We start from the raw sequence: 15,612 nt of genomic DNA on the forward strand, positions 1-15,612 counted from the left end.
ATTACCACCCCATGTTTACCATATGAAAAGGACAGAAAAAAATGAACTAAATTATACAATATTAAGTAAATGTGTTTACTTTACTGAAATTGTCCTGTATACTACTTGAGATAAATCGTAATCATTCTTATTAACAGGTGGCCGATTATGAATAATGACTTAATTAAAATTGAACATGTTACTTATAAATATGAGAGAGAAAACGTTCTGGAAGATATTAATTTATCCGTCAAGGATGGAGATTTCCTCGCTATTGTCGGGCCGAATGGTTCTGGCAAATCAACATTGCTGAAGCTGATGCTTGGATTAAATAAAGTACAGCAAGGTGAGATTTTCTTGTTCGGTGAGAAAATAAACAAATTTAAAAATTGGGAGAAAATTGGCTATGTATCACAAAAGGCCAATTCCTTTAACAGTGGTTTCCCAGCCACAGTGGAAGAAGTTGTAGCTAGCGGATTAACGAAGAAAATAGGACTTTTTCGTTTCTATAATAAAACTCATCGCCAAAAAGTGGTGAAAGCGCTCAAAGAAGTAGGAATGAAGAATTTCATCAAAAGACCAATTGGAGAATTATCGGGCGGTCAGCAACAACGGGTATTCATTGCAAGAGCACTGGTCAGCGATCCTGCTATGTTAATACTGGATGAACCTACAGTTGGTGTAGATGTAAAGAATGTTACTAATTTTTATGACCTGCTTTACGATTTAAACCGTAACCTTGGATTGACACTTATTTTGGTTACTCACGATACTGGTACCATTACAGAAAAGGTCACTCATATTGCTTGTCTAAATAAACAATTGCATTTTCACGGGAATACATGTGAATATGAACATTTAGATGATAAGGATATGTCAGCTTTTTATGGCCATGATGTTTATACATTAACACATGATCATTAATTTGGAGGAAGTAGTATGTTATCAATGTTTCAGTATGAATTTCTACAAAATGCCTTTCTAGCAGGGATTGTAATTGGTATTATTGCTCCGCTGTTGGGTGTATTTATTGTAGTTCGAAAACTCTCCTTAATTGCAGATGCCCTTAGCCATGTAACCCTGACTGGAATTGCATTCAGTTTGTTACTAAGTAAGGAAGTGCCTGCAATGGGTCCTATTAATCCTTTATATATGGGGATGGCCTTCTCGGTAACGGGATCGCTTTTTATAGAGCGACTGCGTTCCGTCTATAAACATTATCAGGAACTTGCCATTCCAATCATTCTTTCCGGAGGAGTAGGGCTGGGAGCGATTTTTATCTCGCTCGCTAATGGCTTCACGACTGATTTATTTGGATATTTATTTGGAAGTGTCAGTGCGGTAAGTCGGACAGACTTATGGATTGTTTTGGCAATCAGTATTGCTGTTATCGCAATTGTTATATTCCTATATAAAGAATTATTCCTTTTATCCTTTGATGAGGAGCATGCTAAAACTTCCGGAATACCGGCTAAAGCGATTCATTTTATCTTTATCGTGCTCGTTGCTTTGGTTATTGCCATTTCTATGAGAATTGTGGGTGTCCTGCTTGTTTCTTCATTAATGACTTTACCGGTAGCGGCTGCCTTAAAAGTAGCGAAGGGGTTTAAACAAACCATTTTTATTTCCATTCTGTTTGGAGAATTGGCTGTAATAGGCGGATTATTCACATCATATTATTTAAATCTTGCTCCGGGTGGTACAATCGTTGTATTGGCAATTATCATTCTTTTAATCACAATTTTTATCAAGAAATGGAGAATGACTGCGTAAGGAGGTATCTGAAGATGGATGTTAAAGAAGCAATACAACTCTTGAAAGATAAGGGCTACAAATACACTGAGAAGCGTGAAGACATGCTTGAACTTTTTTCGAAGAGCAATCGTTATTTAACAGCCAAAGAAGTCCTTGAAAAATTGAAAAGTTCATACCCAGGTATGAGCTATGACACGATATACCGAAATTTATCCTTGTATGCAAACTTAGGGATTCTAGAAACCACTGAGCTTTCTGGTGAAAAAAGATTCCGATTTGCTTGTGTTGGAAATCATCATCACCATCATTTCATTTGTATGGAATGCGGAAAAACTCGTAATGTAGAGTTATGTCCAATGGAAAAAATAACAGAGGATTTTAAAGGATATGATATTTCAGGACATAAATTTGAAATATACGGAAGATGCCCAGATTGTTTGCAAGAGAATATACAACAAAGTAACTAGAAAGGAGCCATTCTGCGATTGGAGAGTGGCTCCTTTTTATTACCGATTTTCCTTAGCCCAATGGTTTACCCACTGATAGGCTTCCGCCCAATTTTCCACCCTGATTACATTGTTTGGGATAGCCATCCGATTATAAGGTGCGTCAAATAAGATGACTGGAATTTCACATTCTTCAGCGATTGCAACAGCGTTATCGTGCTTATCCTCAAAGAAAAGATCGATTTTGTGTTTTTTTACCGTTGCAACCTTATTATGCGTACCGATTAATTCGATGTGGTGATACAGTAAATCGTTTTTACTGAACCACTCCTTTGTAACTGGCAATAAAGTTTGATTTCTGGCGCTGATGAAAAACAGTTCATATATTTCTTTCCATTCCTGTAAAACTCGTTTGGCACCTTTTGCCATAGGTGATTCAGAATAAATGATGGGTTCGTGTTTTTGAAACCAAAGATCAAATTCATGCTCTGGAACATTTACAAACGGATAAAATTCATATTGGTTAATATCCTCTAATGTTAATTGCAAGCGAAAGGCTTTGTTGATATAAGGAAGCATGGAATCCTGTGTAGTGATGGTACCATCAATATCTATTCCAAAACGTTTAGGTTTTGACATGAAGCATTTCCTCCAAAATATGTTTGTCTGTAGTTTACATCAAAATGCGACAAATTGCTTTTCTAAATTTTGTAGATTCATGAAACAATCCCTGCTTATGAGTTAGCCTTTTATGGAGCAAACTAGGAAGGCTTCAATAAAGGAAGGTAGGGAATGCTATTGTCAGCCTCAAAAAGACATTGGAATGCCAGAAATAAAAGAGATAAATTTAAAAATGAAGACGTGTGTCAAAAGCTCAATTATCGTGAGGAGACCGGGGCAGAATTTATGGATTCTGCTGAATACAGACGTCAAAGTCAAACAGAAAATAATAATAAGACCACTTCTAAGGCTAGCAGCTTTGGTATAGTGGCGTTAGCCTTGTCAATTGCCTCTCTATTTTTTATGCCGGTGATTTTTGGGACAATTGGCATTGTCGCAGGGATTTTTGCGATGAAAACTGAATCGCGTATGATGGGGATAGCAGCAATAGTAATTGGTGTATTTTCTGTTGTTGCTGGTCTTTTGGTATATCCCTTTTTCTAATACAGTAGGCCTGAAATCGGTTATGGGCTTTCAAATCTCAGGATAGTTTAGGGATTGGATTTTTATCCAATCCCTCCATCCATAAATAACAGATATAAAAAAGAACTTCAAAATAATAATTATTTTGAAGTTCTTTATTTACATATACTAGGAAAAAGAATAAATTCTCATACCTTTAATTAAGTTTAAAGTTTCTGTTTCGAACCTGAATTGCTTCTGCTTAATTTAAGACAGGCTTGCTTTTTCTTTTTCAATTCTTTGTTTTTCGTAATACTCTTCAGCAAGAACATCGATTTCTTTTTTTAGTTCCTCAACCATTATTTCTTCTGGCACTTTACGAACGATTTTACCCTTGCGGAACAATAGACCTTCTCCGCGAGCACCAGCAATGCCGATATCTGCTTCTCTTGCTTCGCCAGGTCCGTTAACGGCACATCCTAATACCGCCACTTTAATTGGAGCTTTAATTTTTTGAATATATTCATCCACTTCGTTAGCAATAGAAATTAAATCAATCTCTATACGTCCGCATGTCGGACATGATATTAAGGTAGCAGAATTGGCTGATAAACCAAATACTTTTAACAGCTCTCTGGCTACTTTGACTTCTTCAACCGGATCAGCACTTAAAGAAATACGCAAAGTATTCCCAATACCTTTACTTAATAAGGCACCAATACCGGCAGAACTCTTAATCGTTCCTGAAAATAACGTGCCGGATTCTGTGATTCCAAGGTGAAGTGGATAATCAAAGGCCTGTGCCGCCTTTTCATAGGCTTCAATTGCCAAGCGTACATCAGATGCTTTCATTGATACAATGATGTCATGGAAGTCTAAGTCTTCTAGAATTTTTATATGATGTAAAGCACTCTCAACCATACCGTCTGCAGTTGGGTAACCGTATTTTTCGAGGATTTTACGTTCTAAAGATCCTGCGTTGACCCCAATACGAATTGGAATCCCTTTCGCTTTAGCTGCTTTTACAACGGCTTCCACTTTTTCGCGTCTGCCGATATTGCCCGGGTTAATACGGATTTTATCAGCTCCGCCTTCAATAGCGATTAAAGCCAGACGATAGTCAAAGTGAATATCAACTACTAAAGGTATATTAATACGTTTTTTTATTTCAGAAATTGCATGAGCAGCCCGTTCATCAGGACAAGCTACACGTACAATTTGGCAGCCCGCTTCTTCTAAACGATTTATTTCCGCGACTGTTGCTTCTACATCATGTGTTTTCGTTGTCGTCATACTTTGTATTATAACTTCATCGTTGCCACCGATAGTCAGTGGTCCCACTTTTACGGGGCGGGTTTTTGTACGATGTATTAGTTCACTCACTGGTCATTCTCTCCTTTTAGGCTGTTTGCCTCAATACCAATAAATATATTATCTTCTAAATTATTGTATCAGCGTTTTAGCTAAAATAACAATAAAGTTGATTATGAATTGGCTATTTAGTAATTTTTAAATCGGTAAGTTTGTCCGATTTCTATTTCTTCCGGTTTCATTCCGTTATTTAATAAAGAAAAGTCTTCAATCATTTGATCAATCGGTACTGGGATAGTACCTTCATTTTTCTCTATTATAGAAAGAACGGTATCTCCCGGCTCTACTTTTATATTATAGTAGTTTTCATTCATTTTATCCATATTCTCGGAGGAGTAGGTGGGAAGGGTGCCTACACTTATATCAAAATATATCGAGTAAGCTATAATACAAAAGCCGATAAACAGGATTATTCTTTTCATCTCTTTCGCACTCCCTCTATCTTTTACTAGAGTATATGAAGTTAGTAGAGATAATAGAATTGATTTTGAAGGATTTTTTTAGAGTTAACGTTTAGATAGAATAGAGGAAATGTTGAGCTGGATAATCAGTATTTAATAATAGAGGATATAAATAAACCCTTCCGCAGAAATTCGGAAGGGCTACACTTTATGATTGTATAGTCTTTTGTTTACTTTTTGGAATAGGCATTTCTTTAATAGTCAGGTAGATCATCATTAGTGTAATAAACCATTTGACATAAACATCACCTATTACAGGAACCTGAATAAAATTCATAAACGTAAAGAACGTTACGGCTAATGTAAAGCTGTAAGTGGCTATCCTCCACTGCTGTCCAAAAGTAGCTTTTCTGTTCATGGAAGTTACAAATAAGCCGGTAAGATAGGCTAGAAGTGTAATCTCTAAGAAGAATATTGCTGTTGTAAATAGATACATGACTAACATACATAGACCGATAATTATGTATAAAGATGTTTTTGCAGATTTAATATAATCGCTGGCCTTTTCATTGGTTAATTCAAGACCGGGTATCATAGAATAAGGAATTGTTTGTGATTCCCCGTCTGCAGCAATGACAAATTCATCCTGTAGTATTCCAAAGTCTATTCCAGTAGGGCTGGTGATATCATTTGCATTCAGACTTCCGGTGCTGTCAAAATGGAACGTAGCTACATCATCATTAATAATGACAGGTAATGATTCATCTGAATGAAGTCTGCCATCTTTAATTTCGAATTCAGGAAAATCTGTCGTTAACGCTTTTGCTATATGATCTGCCCCATCTAGTATTGCATTTGTAAGATAGATCGATGATGGTAAAATAGTTATTAGAGATAATAAAAAAGCATAGAGGATGGTTTTCCCTATACCCTGAAAGCGAAAGGACGCAATATGCTTTGGCGAGTATAGGCTTTTAATAAATTGTGAGAATATATTCATGGGCTACAACACCTTTTTTTAAATTCATTCTTTATTCTATCTGGCTTATGTCGATAAGACAAGAAAGTTCTGCTTATTATAGCGAAACAAATCGAAAAAGTGTTAAGTGTGTATTGAATTAGGGTATTTGAGAGGAGTGTCGAAGATGGAATGGATGTATTGGCTTATTATTTGGCTGGTATTTATTATTGGGTTTGTAGGATTGATCTATCCTATTATTCCAAGTGTTCTATTTATAGTAGGTGGAATGCTTTTATATGGGGTATTCTTTTCATTTGAACCGTTTTCGTGGTTTTTCTGGATTGTACAGGGAATGTTTGTTTTACTGTTGTTTGGAGCAGATTATTTGGTCAATCTTTTTGGTGTTAAGAAATTTGGAGGTTCAAAAGCAGGTGTTTGGGGTAGTACAATAGGATTGCTGATTGGACCGTTTGTTATTCCTTTTCTTGGTATTATACTGGGACCGTTTTTAGGTGCAGTCATAGCTGAATTGTTGGTACATAAACAGTCGCTAAAAAATGCAGTGAAAATTGGTATGGGTTCTGTCGTTGGATTTGTCGGCAGTGTGATAACCAAATTTATCATTCAGATCATTATGATTGTGTATTTCTTTATCCGAGTGCTCTGATAAGGCATAAAGGTTGAAATAAACGGTTTCAATTGCTAATCTTAAGATAAAGACTTTCGTAACACATGAACTTACAGAATTGCCCGAAAGTACTTATTATTACAATTATTAGGAGGAGAGAATTATGACTTATTCTTTACCACAATTACCGTATGAGTATGATGCGTTGGAGCCTCATATCGACAAAGAAACAATGAATATTCATCACACAAAACATCATAACACGTATGTGACTAACTTAAATAATGCTTTAGAAGGACAGGAAACATTGGCAGCAAAAAGCTTGGAAGATCTTTTAGCTGACATCGACTCTGTACCTGAAAGCATTCGTACTGCTGTTAGAAACAATGGCGGTGGACATGCTAACCACACATTATTCTGGAATATTCTATCTCCTAATGGGGGCGGACAACCAGAAGGTGAATTAGCTGATGCACTAACAGCTAAATTTGGAAGCTTTGAAAACTTTAAAGAAGAGTTTGCGAAAGCTGCTACAACTCGTTTTGGTTCCGGTTGGGCTTGGCTTACTGTTAAAGATGGTGAACTAGAACTTTCCAGCACTGCTAATCAGGATTCTCCATTAATGGAAGGTAAAACACCAATCCTAGGTCTTGATGTTTGGGAGCATGCATACTACTTAAACTACCAAAACCGTCGTCCTGAATACATTAATTCTTTCTGGAATGTTGTAAATTGGGATGAAGTTTCTAAGCGCTACGCAGCAGCAAAATAATCGTATAATAAGTGTGGGTACAGGAAACGAATCCGAATCGTTTCCTGTATCTTTTTTTGTGCAAAAAATAAAGGATCTGCTGTTAACAAATACCAAATGATTTAATTCTACATAAGAGGATTATCTACAGGAAAACTAACCGGAAGTGAAGGGGAGTTTTTATGAAAATGGATAATCAATTTGTCAATAAAATAAAAACAAATAAAGAACTTTATATCCTTTTGTTAATTGGAGCACTTTATTCATTGAGTACGGCTCTTTCCAATACTTTTGTTAATATCTATTTATGGAAACAGTCTGAGGCATTGATCAATCTGGGGATTTATAATCTATCCGTTGTAATCCTTCAGGGAGTTACCTTTATTTTAGCTGGAAAATTGGCTAAACGCATAGATCGTATTATTGTACTGAGGATCGGAATCTTGTTTTTAGCTGCATTTTATATAGCAGTCCTGACATTCAGTTCTACCGACCACCTTTATCTTGTTCTAATTGGTGGTTTACTTGGAATAGGATATGGATTCTATTGGCTTGCTTATAATGTCATGACATTCGAAATTACTGAACCAGAAACTAGAGATACATTTAATGGGCTCCAAGGGATAACTGGGTCTATCGGCGGAATGATTGGTCCTTTTTTTGCGGGATATATTATTACGGTTTTGACTGATAACAATGGCTATCTGTTCATTTTTGGAGTTTCCTTATGTTTGTTTATCGTGGCAGTACTTGTTAGTTTCTTATTAAAAAGCAGAGCAGCTAATGGGAAGTATATGCTGAAGCGTATTCTTGATGAAAGAAAAAATAATAAAGATTGGAGAAGAATTACGTATGCTAATTTTTCGCAGGGGCTAAGGGAAGGGACGTTTCTCTTTGTTGTTTCCGTTTTTGTATTTGTCGAAACGGGTAGCGAAATGGCTTTAGGTACATATGGATTAATTAGTTCAGGAGTATCATTTATTGCTTATTTTTTAGTCAGCAGATATATAAAGGTTCGTTACCGAAAATGGTCGATGCTGGTGGGGGCCATTTTCCTTTATGGTTCAATCTTTTTTCTGATATATCAAGTGTCATTCACTAAACTGCTTACATATGCGTCTATTCTTGCAGTAGCTTATCCCTTATTGCTTGTCCCCTATATGTCTGTCACGTATGATGTAATAGGACGATCCTGGGAAGCGGGGGAACATCGTATCGAATATGTGGTAATCCGGGAATTATTTTTAAATATGGGAAGAGCCGCATCGATTCTTATGTTTATATTGTTCATTAAAATTTTGCCGGAGAGTACCGGCATCAAAATATTGCTATTATTATTAGGGTCCGGACATCTGTTTGTTTATTATTTTGTAAAAGACATCAAGATGTAAGCAACTAAAAGTTGCTGGAATCTTTTACTTCTGTTAATCTTTAAAAATTGATAATAAAATGATAAGAAATGTGTATTAGAAGGGATGGGGACAGTGAAAGTCAGAAAAAAGAAAAAGAAAAAACATGTACCTGTTCGCCTGAATCTACTGTTTTTTGCAGTATTTGTAATGTTTTCTGCATTAATACTCCGTTTAGGAATTGTTCAGATTGTATATGGAGATGACTATAAGCGTGAAATAGAGCGGACAGAGGATGTAACTGTGAGCAATTCTGTGCCGAGGGGAAAAATATATGATCGAAATGGAAAAATCATCGTTGATAATCAACCTTTATATGCGATAACTTACACACGTACACAAAAAACCTCAAGCAAAGAGATGCTTGAAACTGCTGAAAAACTTTCCAAGCTAATTGAGGTTGATACTGATAAAGTTCGTGAAAGGGATATGAAAGACTTTTGGATTTTAAATAACCCAGAAGCTGCTAAAAAGAAAGTAACAGAAAAAGAATATCAGCAATTAAGTGATGGAAAGCTGACAGATGATGATATATACAAATTACAGCTTGAGCGAATTACTGAAAAAGAAATAGATTACAGTCAAAGTGAGTTGGAAGTGCTGGCGATCTATAGCAAGTTTATTGCCGGTTACTATTTAACTCCGCAAATTGTGAAAAATAAAGGAACGACATATGAAGAGGTAGCGAGAGTTAATGAGCAGATTGAATCTCTTCCAGGCGTTGATACAACAACAGATTGGGAACGTAAATATGCGTATGGCGATACGCTTAAATCTGTTTTAGGTAAAGTATCAAGTGCCAGCGAAGGATTGCCCTCTGATAAAACAAGTTATTATTTAGCTCGGGGCTACAGTCGAAATGATAGAGTTGGAACCTCCTACTTAGAACAGCAATATGAAGATTTATTACGCGGTCAACAGGAGAAAATTAGAAATGTAACTAATACATCCGGCGATATTGTCAGCACGGAGGTTATTTCTGAAGGACAAAGAGGTAAGGATCTTGTATTAACAGTTGATATGGATCTTCAAATAGCCACAGAAGAAATTATTGAAAAGCAATTGAAGGAAAAGAAAGCAAGCGGGAATACAAAATATCTCGATCGTGCTTTTGTTGTTGTAACGAATCCTAATACTGGTGAACTCCTAACTCTGGCTGGTAAACAATATGCAGCCGATGATAATGGAAAAATGCAAATGAATGATATGGCATTGGGAACTTTTACTTCATCCTATGCCATGGGCTCTTCAGTTAAAGGAGCAACTATTTTAACGGGATACCAGACCGGTGCAATAAAACCTGGACAAGTCATTTATGATGGACCAATGAAGATTAAAGCCACGCCAATTAAAAAATCATGGAAGAATTTTGGGAATATTAGTGACATTGAAGCACTGAAAGTATCCTCCAATGTCTACATGTTTAAAACAGCGATTGCTCTTGGTAAAGGAAACTATGTTCCGGGAGGCTCTCTGAAAGTTAATAACTCAGCATTCAGCACAATGAGGAATTATTACAGTCAATTTGGCTTAGGTGTTAAAACAGGTATAGACTTACCTGGTGAACAAATCGGCTATAAAGGATCCTCGCAGGGTGCCGGATTATTAATGGACTTTTCCATTGGCCAATACGATACGTATACTCCATTGCAGTTGGCTCAATATGTTTCTACCATTGCAAATGGAGGTAACCGTATAAAACCGCATGTTTTAAAACAAGTCCGTGAGCCAGTGGATGATGATGAAGATAATACGCTTGGACCGGTTATTAAAGAGGTTAAAACAGAAGTGATGAATACTCTTCCAATGAAAACTGAATGGATTGAACGTGTCCAGGAAGGATTTAGACAAGTTACCCAATCCACCGGAGGAACCGCCTACTCTTATTTTGGAAATGCTGACTATAAACCAGCAGGTAAAACAGGTACAGCGGAAGCCTTTTATGATGGACCTAAATGGGAAAAGGGTACTGTACAGCCAGAAACCTATAATATAACCTTTGTTACCTATGCTCCTGCCGATAACCCGGAAATTGCCATGAGTGTAGTAGTACCATGGGCTTACCAAAATTCGTCAGGACATAAAATGAACCTCGAAATCGCAAAAGAAGTTTATGAAAAATATTATGAATTAAAAGAAGAACGAGCTAAACAAAAATAAAAGATTAATAGAAAATTGGGTCTGCCTTGATTTATGGGGCAGACCTTTTTTTATTTACTGCCAGCATAATTTAGGTAAGTATCATTCTTTTGGATTATTATTACAAATAAATAGTGCGGTTTCTAGGATTTTGCAGTCATCTTTACAATAAACTTTTGATTTTTTACACTACGTTTACAATTCTTTAACACAGTATTTAAACTTTATCTTTACTATAGAAAATATAAAGGGTGAAAATTAAAAATTACAAATAAATAGCCAAAGTATATGGGAGGATTGGAAATGCGTAGAAGGAAAACAGCATTTATGATTACTTTGATACTTATAATCGGATTGCTGGCAGCTTGTACCAGTAATAATGGAGGAGGAGCAAAGGCGGGAAGCGGCTCTGAAGAAGAAGGATACACAGGAATCATAAATGCAGCTGGTTCTACAGCTTTACTACCATTGGCAGATGAAGCAGCAACTGAATTTATGGCGAAAAATCCAAATGTATCGGTTACTGTTCAAGGCGGTGGAAGCGGAACAGGTATAAATCAAGTGGCGAGTGGTGCAGTCAATATCGGAAACTCTGATCTACCTTCAGTAGATAAAATTGAAGATGAGAAATTAGCAGAAGAACTGGTCGATTATAAAGTAGCCGGTATTGCGTTTGGCATAGTGGTGAATGATGATGCCAATGTAGATAATTTAACAATTGAACAAATCCAAGGAATCTTCTCCGGAAAAATTAAAAACTGGAAAGAGGTTGGCGGAGCTGATTCAGAAATAAATGTCGTGAACAGACCAGAATCATCAGGTACCCGATATGCCTTTGAAAAAACAATCATGAAGGATGTCAGCATGAATACAGGGGTTGGAACAACTCAGGATTCTAACGGTGCTGTAGAAAACTCGATTAATTCCACACCTGGTTCTATTAGTTATCTGGCTATGAGCTACCTCGCTGAGGGGAAAGGCTCATCCTTAAAACCGGTAACTATTAATGGGGCTGAACCCACAATTGAGAATGTGGTAAATGGCAGCTACCCTTTTTGGTCCTATGAATATATGGTAACGAAAGGCGAAATAGGCGGAGCTGTTAAAGGTTATATGGATTTCATTAGGAGTGATGAGTTTGCCGAAACCGTTACGAAAATGGGATACATTCCAATGTTAGAGCTAGAAAATAAAGAATAATTCCAAGGATGAAGTAAACAGGAAGTCAAACAGCCTGGTTATCATCTGTTTGCCGGAAGGAGCGAAAAGGCTTGAATGATCATAAACCAATCAACTATTGGAAAAGTGAATATATCGGACGGATTCTTGTTACATTATGTGGACTATTAATCGTTGTAACAACTTTGGCTATTATCGTTTTTATTACAGGAAAGGGTATTCAGTCATTTACAAACAGTAATATCTCTATAGTGGAGATGTTGACCTCAACAAACTGGAGTCCCAATGATGGGAAATATGGAGCTTTGATATTTATCATCGGTTCTATACTTGTATCAATTGGTGCCATTGTTATCAGTGCACCTATTGCAATAGCTCTAGCAATATTTACGAACTTTATTTCCCCGAAATTCGGAAAAAAGGTCTTGCAGCCGGTTTTGGAATTGCTGGTTGGTATTCCATCCGTTGTTTATGGTTTGCTAGGTGTGACTTTATTAGTTCCCCTACTTAGAAACACATTCGGCGGAGTAGGATTCAGTTTAACAGCCGGGATAATTGTACTTAGTATCATGATATTACCGACTATTGCAAGCTTGGCAACAGATGCGTTAAAAAATGTCCCGCCACAGCTTCTGGAAGCCTCCTATGGGCTCGGTTCCACGAGATGGCAGGCAATCAGCCGAGTAATCATTCCTGCCGCAAAGAATGGCATCTTTACAGGAATCGTTATGGGGCTTGCACGTGCTTTTGGTGAAGCACTTGCCGTTCAGATGGTTATCGGAAATACGGTTAAATTGCCGACTGGCTTAAATGATCCCACGGCAACGTTAACTGGAATTTTAACGATGGACATGTCTAATACAATGAATGGAACTGCATGGAATAATGCATTATGGAGCCTCGCGCTAATACTTTTAATCATGTCATTCTTATTCATCATGATTATTCGTTTTATCGGGAATAGGGGGGCACAGAAATGAGCGCTAGAACAGTAAATAAAATCTGGACGGGTATTTTCTATATCGTTGCTATTTTTGTCATTATTTTATTGAGTTATTTAGTATTTGAAATACTCAAAAAGGGCTGGGGTTTCTGGGACCCATCTTTTCTGACTGGTCGTTCTAGCAATATGGATGCTGGTGGGGGAATCGGATATCAGCTATTTAACTCTTTCTATATGTTAATTATTACTCTGATAATCTCTGTACCGCTTGGCTTAGGCGCAGGTATTTATTTGGCGGAGTATGCCAAACCCGGAAAGTTATTAACGTTTATCCGATTATGCATTGATACGATGGCCTCTCTCCCGTCCATTGTAGTTGGTTTATTTGGTTTATTGGTATTTGTCACAGCTACAGGTTGGGGGTACACCATTATCGGAGGGGCACTAGCAATTACGATTCTGAATTTACCGAGTTTAACACGTGTCAGTGAAGCGGCAATTACAGAGGTATCAGCCGGTGTTAAAGAAGCCAGTCTGGGACTTGGGGCTACCAAATGGCAGACAATTGTAAAAATTGCTCTTCCTACAGCAATGCCTCAAATTATAACGGGAGTTATCCTGGCAGCTGGTCGTATTTTTGGTGAAGCAGCAGCGTTAATTTTTACAGCAGGATTGACAACACCAATCTTGAATACAGCAGCCGATCTAACAAGTCCGGTTAATCCTTTTAATATATTCAGACCTGCAGAGACATTGGCTGTTCATATTTGGAAATTAAATTCTGAAGGAATTGTTCCGGATGCAACGGCAATCGCGACTAAATCAGCAGCAGTATTGATTATAATGGTATTAATCTTTAATCTCCTTGCACGTTTATTCTCAAAAATTATCCAAAAACATTTTGAAGGCGGCAAAAGTAAAACAAAACAAAAGGCATCTGTGTCTTAAGTGAAATCACCATTACCAAGGGGGAAATTGAGATGATAGAATTAAAAGAAGCCAACCCGGCTAAAACGGAAAAGTCTAGTAAACTTGTTTACGATACACAGGGTTTGGATTTGTGGTATGGTGATCACCATGCTTTAAAGGATATTAATCTTGCCATTAATGAAAATGAGGTTACAGCCATTATTGGCCCATCTGGATGTGGGAAATCTACTTATATTAAAGTATTAAATAGAATGATTGAACTTATTCCAAGTGTTCGTACTTCTGGTGATATATTTTACCGGGGACAGAATATCTTTGATAAAGATTTTCAAGTGGAAGAATTACGGACAAAAGTTGGAATGGTATTTCAGAAGCCAAATCCTTTTCCAAAGTCTATTTATGAAAATGTAGCATACGGACCTAAAATACATGGTATTAAAAACAAAAAAGAATTGGATGAAATTGTAGAAAAAAGCTTGCGTGGTGCAGCAATCTGGGACGAAGTTAAGGATCGATTGCATACAAACGCCAACGGACTATCAGGCGGACAGCAGCAACGTATTTGTTTGGCACGATGCCTTGCCGTTTCTCCTGATGTGATATTAATGGATGAACCGACTTCCGCATTAGATCCAATTTCAACATTAAAGGTTGAAGAACTCGTACAAGAGTTGAAAGAGAAATTCAGTATTATTATCGTTACGCATAATATGCAGCAAGCAGCTCGTATATCTGACAAAACTGCCTTCTTCTTGAATGGTGAAGTCATTGAATATGACAAGACAGATAAGATTTTCTCAAACCCATATGATAAGAGAACAGAAGATTATATAACAGGACGTTTCGGATAAGCCAGATCATTTTGAAGGGAGAATAAAAAATGGTTTTAAGAGAAAAATTCGAGAGCGAGCTAAAGGAATTAAAGCTTAAAGTAATAGATATGGAACGTTTTGCTTCATCTGCCTTGAATAAATCGTACCAAGCATTGCTGAAAAATGATGTAGAGCTAGCACTTTCTGTTATAGAGGATGATAAAAAGCTTGATAAAATGGAAGAAGAGCTTGATGAACTGGCTATCTTGATGATTGCAAAGCAGCAGCCTGTTGCAACGGATTTAAGGCATATTGTTTCAGCTATTAAAATCGGTTCTGAAATTGAACGGGTTGGTGATTATGCAAAGAATGTTGCCAAAACTGCGATTAGATTATCAAAGGAAGAAAAGCCCTTTGTTAATGAGGCTGTAGGCGAAATGCACGCTACTTGTATGAAAATGCTTGATATGTTCAATAAATCCTTTATGGAGGAAAATATTGTCCTTTCTAAGGAACTTGCAGAGCTCGATGATACAGTGGATGATTTATATGGACAGGAAATCCGTAAAATACTTGAAATGAAGCATCCTGAGTCTGCTACGGTTAACGAAAATTCTCAGTTATTGTTTATTGTCCGCCACTATGAAAGAATAGGCGATCATATAACTAATATGGCGGAAGAAACCCTTTATATGATTAAAGGAAGACACTATCATTTAAATGAATAGAATTGTGATAATAAAAATGGAGATTCCCAAATAGGAAGCTCCATTTTTTCTTGTTCCT

The 15,612-nt window shown here is 36.9% G+C and carries 17 protein-coding genes; 13 read left to right on the plus strand and 4 right to left on the minus strand.

Annotated elements, in window-relative coordinates:
• Positions 1–147: 147 nt before the first annotated feature.
• From AC4BHP_RS01445 to AC4BHP_RS01455, 3 genes are read left to right on the plus strand one after another with little or no spacing between them, the layout of a single operon-like run.
• Positions 148–903 carry a metal ABC transporter ATP-binding protein gene (locus AC4BHP_RS01445; protein ID WP_490551127.1) on the plus strand — a complete coding sequence of 252 codons (756 nt, stop codon included), beginning with the start codon at positions 148–150 and terminating at the stop codon, positions 901–903.
• 15 nt (positions 904–918) lie between these two features.
• A complete protein-coding gene (locus tag AC4BHP_RS01450) occupies positions 919–1,752 on the plus strand; it encodes a metal ABC transporter permease (protein ID WP_490551128.1) in 834 nt (277 codons plus the stop codon).
• A gap of 14 nt (positions 1,753–1,766) precedes the next feature.
• Positions 1,767–2,201: a Fur family transcriptional regulator gene (locus AC4BHP_RS01455; protein ID WP_066105166.1), complete on the plus strand. Its 435-nt coding sequence runs from the start codon at positions 1,767–1,769 to the stop codon at positions 2,199–2,201.
• A gap of 39 nt (positions 2,202–2,240) precedes the next feature.
• Here the strand turns inward: AC4BHP_RS01455 and AC4BHP_RS01460 are convergent, their stop codons facing one another.
• Positions 2,241–2,819, minus strand: a complete 579-nt coding sequence (locus AC4BHP_RS01460; RefSeq protein WP_490551129.1) for a 5' nucleotidase, NT5C type — start codon at positions 2,817–2,819, stop codon at positions 2,241–2,243.
• A gap of 153 nt (positions 2,820–2,972) precedes the next feature.
• Between AC4BHP_RS01460 and AC4BHP_RS01465 the strand changes: the two genes are divergently transcribed.
• The gene (locus tag AC4BHP_RS01465) at positions 2,973–3,344 is read left to right on the plus strand and encodes a hypothetical protein (RefSeq protein WP_490551130.1); all 372 of its coding nucleotides are present in this window, start codon (positions 2,973–2,975) and stop codon (positions 3,342–3,344) included.
• A 225-nt stretch (positions 3,345–3,569) separates the two neighbouring features.
• Here the strand turns inward: AC4BHP_RS01465 and ispG are convergent, their stop codons facing one another.
• The 3 genes from ispG to AC4BHP_RS01480 all read right to left on the minus strand — a co-directional run bounded on the left by ispG (position 3,570) and on the right by AC4BHP_RS01480 (position 6,074).
• The gene (ispG, locus tag AC4BHP_RS01470) at positions 3,570–4,685 is read right to left on the minus strand and encodes a flavodoxin-dependent (E)-4-hydroxy-3-methylbut-2-enyl-diphosphate synthase (RefSeq protein WP_490551131.1); all 1,116 of its coding nucleotides are present in this window, start codon (positions 4,683–4,685) and stop codon (positions 3,570–3,572) included.
• 116 nt (positions 4,686–4,801) lie between these two features.
• Positions 4,802–5,095 carry a hypothetical protein gene (locus AC4BHP_RS01475; RefSeq protein WP_490551132.1) on the minus strand — a complete coding sequence of 98 codons (294 nt, stop codon included), beginning with the start codon at positions 5,093–5,095 and terminating at the stop codon, positions 4,802–4,804.
• 187 nt (positions 5,096–5,282) lie between these two features.
• The gene (locus AC4BHP_RS01480) at positions 5,283–6,074 is read right to left on the minus strand and encodes a DUF1189 domain-containing protein (RefSeq protein ID WP_490551133.1); all 792 of its coding nucleotides are present in this window, start codon (positions 6,072–6,074) and stop codon (positions 5,283–5,285) included.
• A gap of 145 nt (positions 6,075–6,219) precedes the next feature.
• Between AC4BHP_RS01480 and AC4BHP_RS01485 the strand changes: the two genes are divergently transcribed.
• From AC4BHP_RS01485 to phoU, 9 genes are all read left to right on the plus strand, one after another.
• On the plus strand, positions 6,220–6,702 hold the full coding sequence (locus tag AC4BHP_RS01485; protein WP_148630156.1) for a DUF456 domain-containing protein: 483 nt from the start codon (positions 6,220–6,222) through the stop codon (positions 6,700–6,702).
• Positions 6,703–6,826: 124 nt separating this feature from the next.
• A complete protein-coding gene (locus tag AC4BHP_RS01490) occupies positions 6,827–7,435 on the plus strand; it encodes a superoxide dismutase (RefSeq protein WP_140462014.1) in 609 nt (202 codons plus the stop codon).
• A 161-nt stretch (positions 7,436–7,596) separates the two neighbouring features.
• Complete coding sequence (locus AC4BHP_RS01495; protein WP_490551134.1) at positions 7,597–8,805, plus strand: MFS transporter; 1,209 nt, start codon at positions 7,597–7,599, stop codon at positions 8,803–8,805.
• 93 nt (positions 8,806–8,898) lie between these two features.
• Positions 8,899–10,983: a peptidoglycan D,D-transpeptidase FtsI family protein gene (locus AC4BHP_RS01500; RefSeq protein WP_254654710.1), complete on the plus strand. Its 2,085-nt coding sequence runs from the start codon at positions 8,899–8,901 to the stop codon at positions 10,981–10,983.
• A gap of 282 nt (positions 10,984–11,265) precedes the next feature.
• Positions 11,266–12,162, plus strand: a complete 897-nt coding sequence (locus tag AC4BHP_RS01505; RefSeq protein ID WP_490551137.1) for a phosphate ABC transporter substrate-binding protein PstS family protein — start codon at positions 11,266–11,268, stop codon at positions 12,160–12,162.
• Positions 12,163–12,233: 71 nt separating this feature from the next.
• Positions 12,234–13,121 carry a phosphate ABC transporter permease subunit PstC gene (gene pstC, locus AC4BHP_RS01510; protein ID WP_066105134.1) on the plus strand — a complete coding sequence of 296 codons (888 nt, stop codon included), beginning with the start codon at positions 12,234–12,236 and terminating at the stop codon, positions 13,119–13,121.
• Positions 13,118–14,032 (plus strand): phosphate ABC transporter permease PstA, encoded by a 915-nt coding sequence (pstA, locus tag AC4BHP_RS01515; protein WP_066105131.1) that lies wholly within the window; start codon positions 13,118–13,120, stop codon positions 14,030–14,032. Before pstC ends, pstA begins: the two co-directional genes overlap by 4 nt.
• Positions 14,033–14,064: 32 nt before the next feature.
• Entirely contained in the window at positions 14,065–14,865 is an 801-nt protein-coding gene (pstB, locus tag AC4BHP_RS01520) for a phosphate ABC transporter ATP-binding protein PstB (RefSeq protein WP_140462017.1), read from the plus strand.
• A 29-nt stretch (positions 14,866–14,894) separates the two neighbouring features.
• Positions 14,895–15,554, plus strand: a complete 660-nt coding sequence (gene phoU, locus AC4BHP_RS01525) for a phosphate signaling complex protein PhoU (protein WP_066105126.1) — start codon at positions 14,895–14,897, stop codon at positions 15,552–15,554.
• Positions 15,555–15,612: the final 58 nt, after the last annotated feature.

It is taken from the genome of Pradoshia sp. Z4_20, assembly GCF_058216035.1.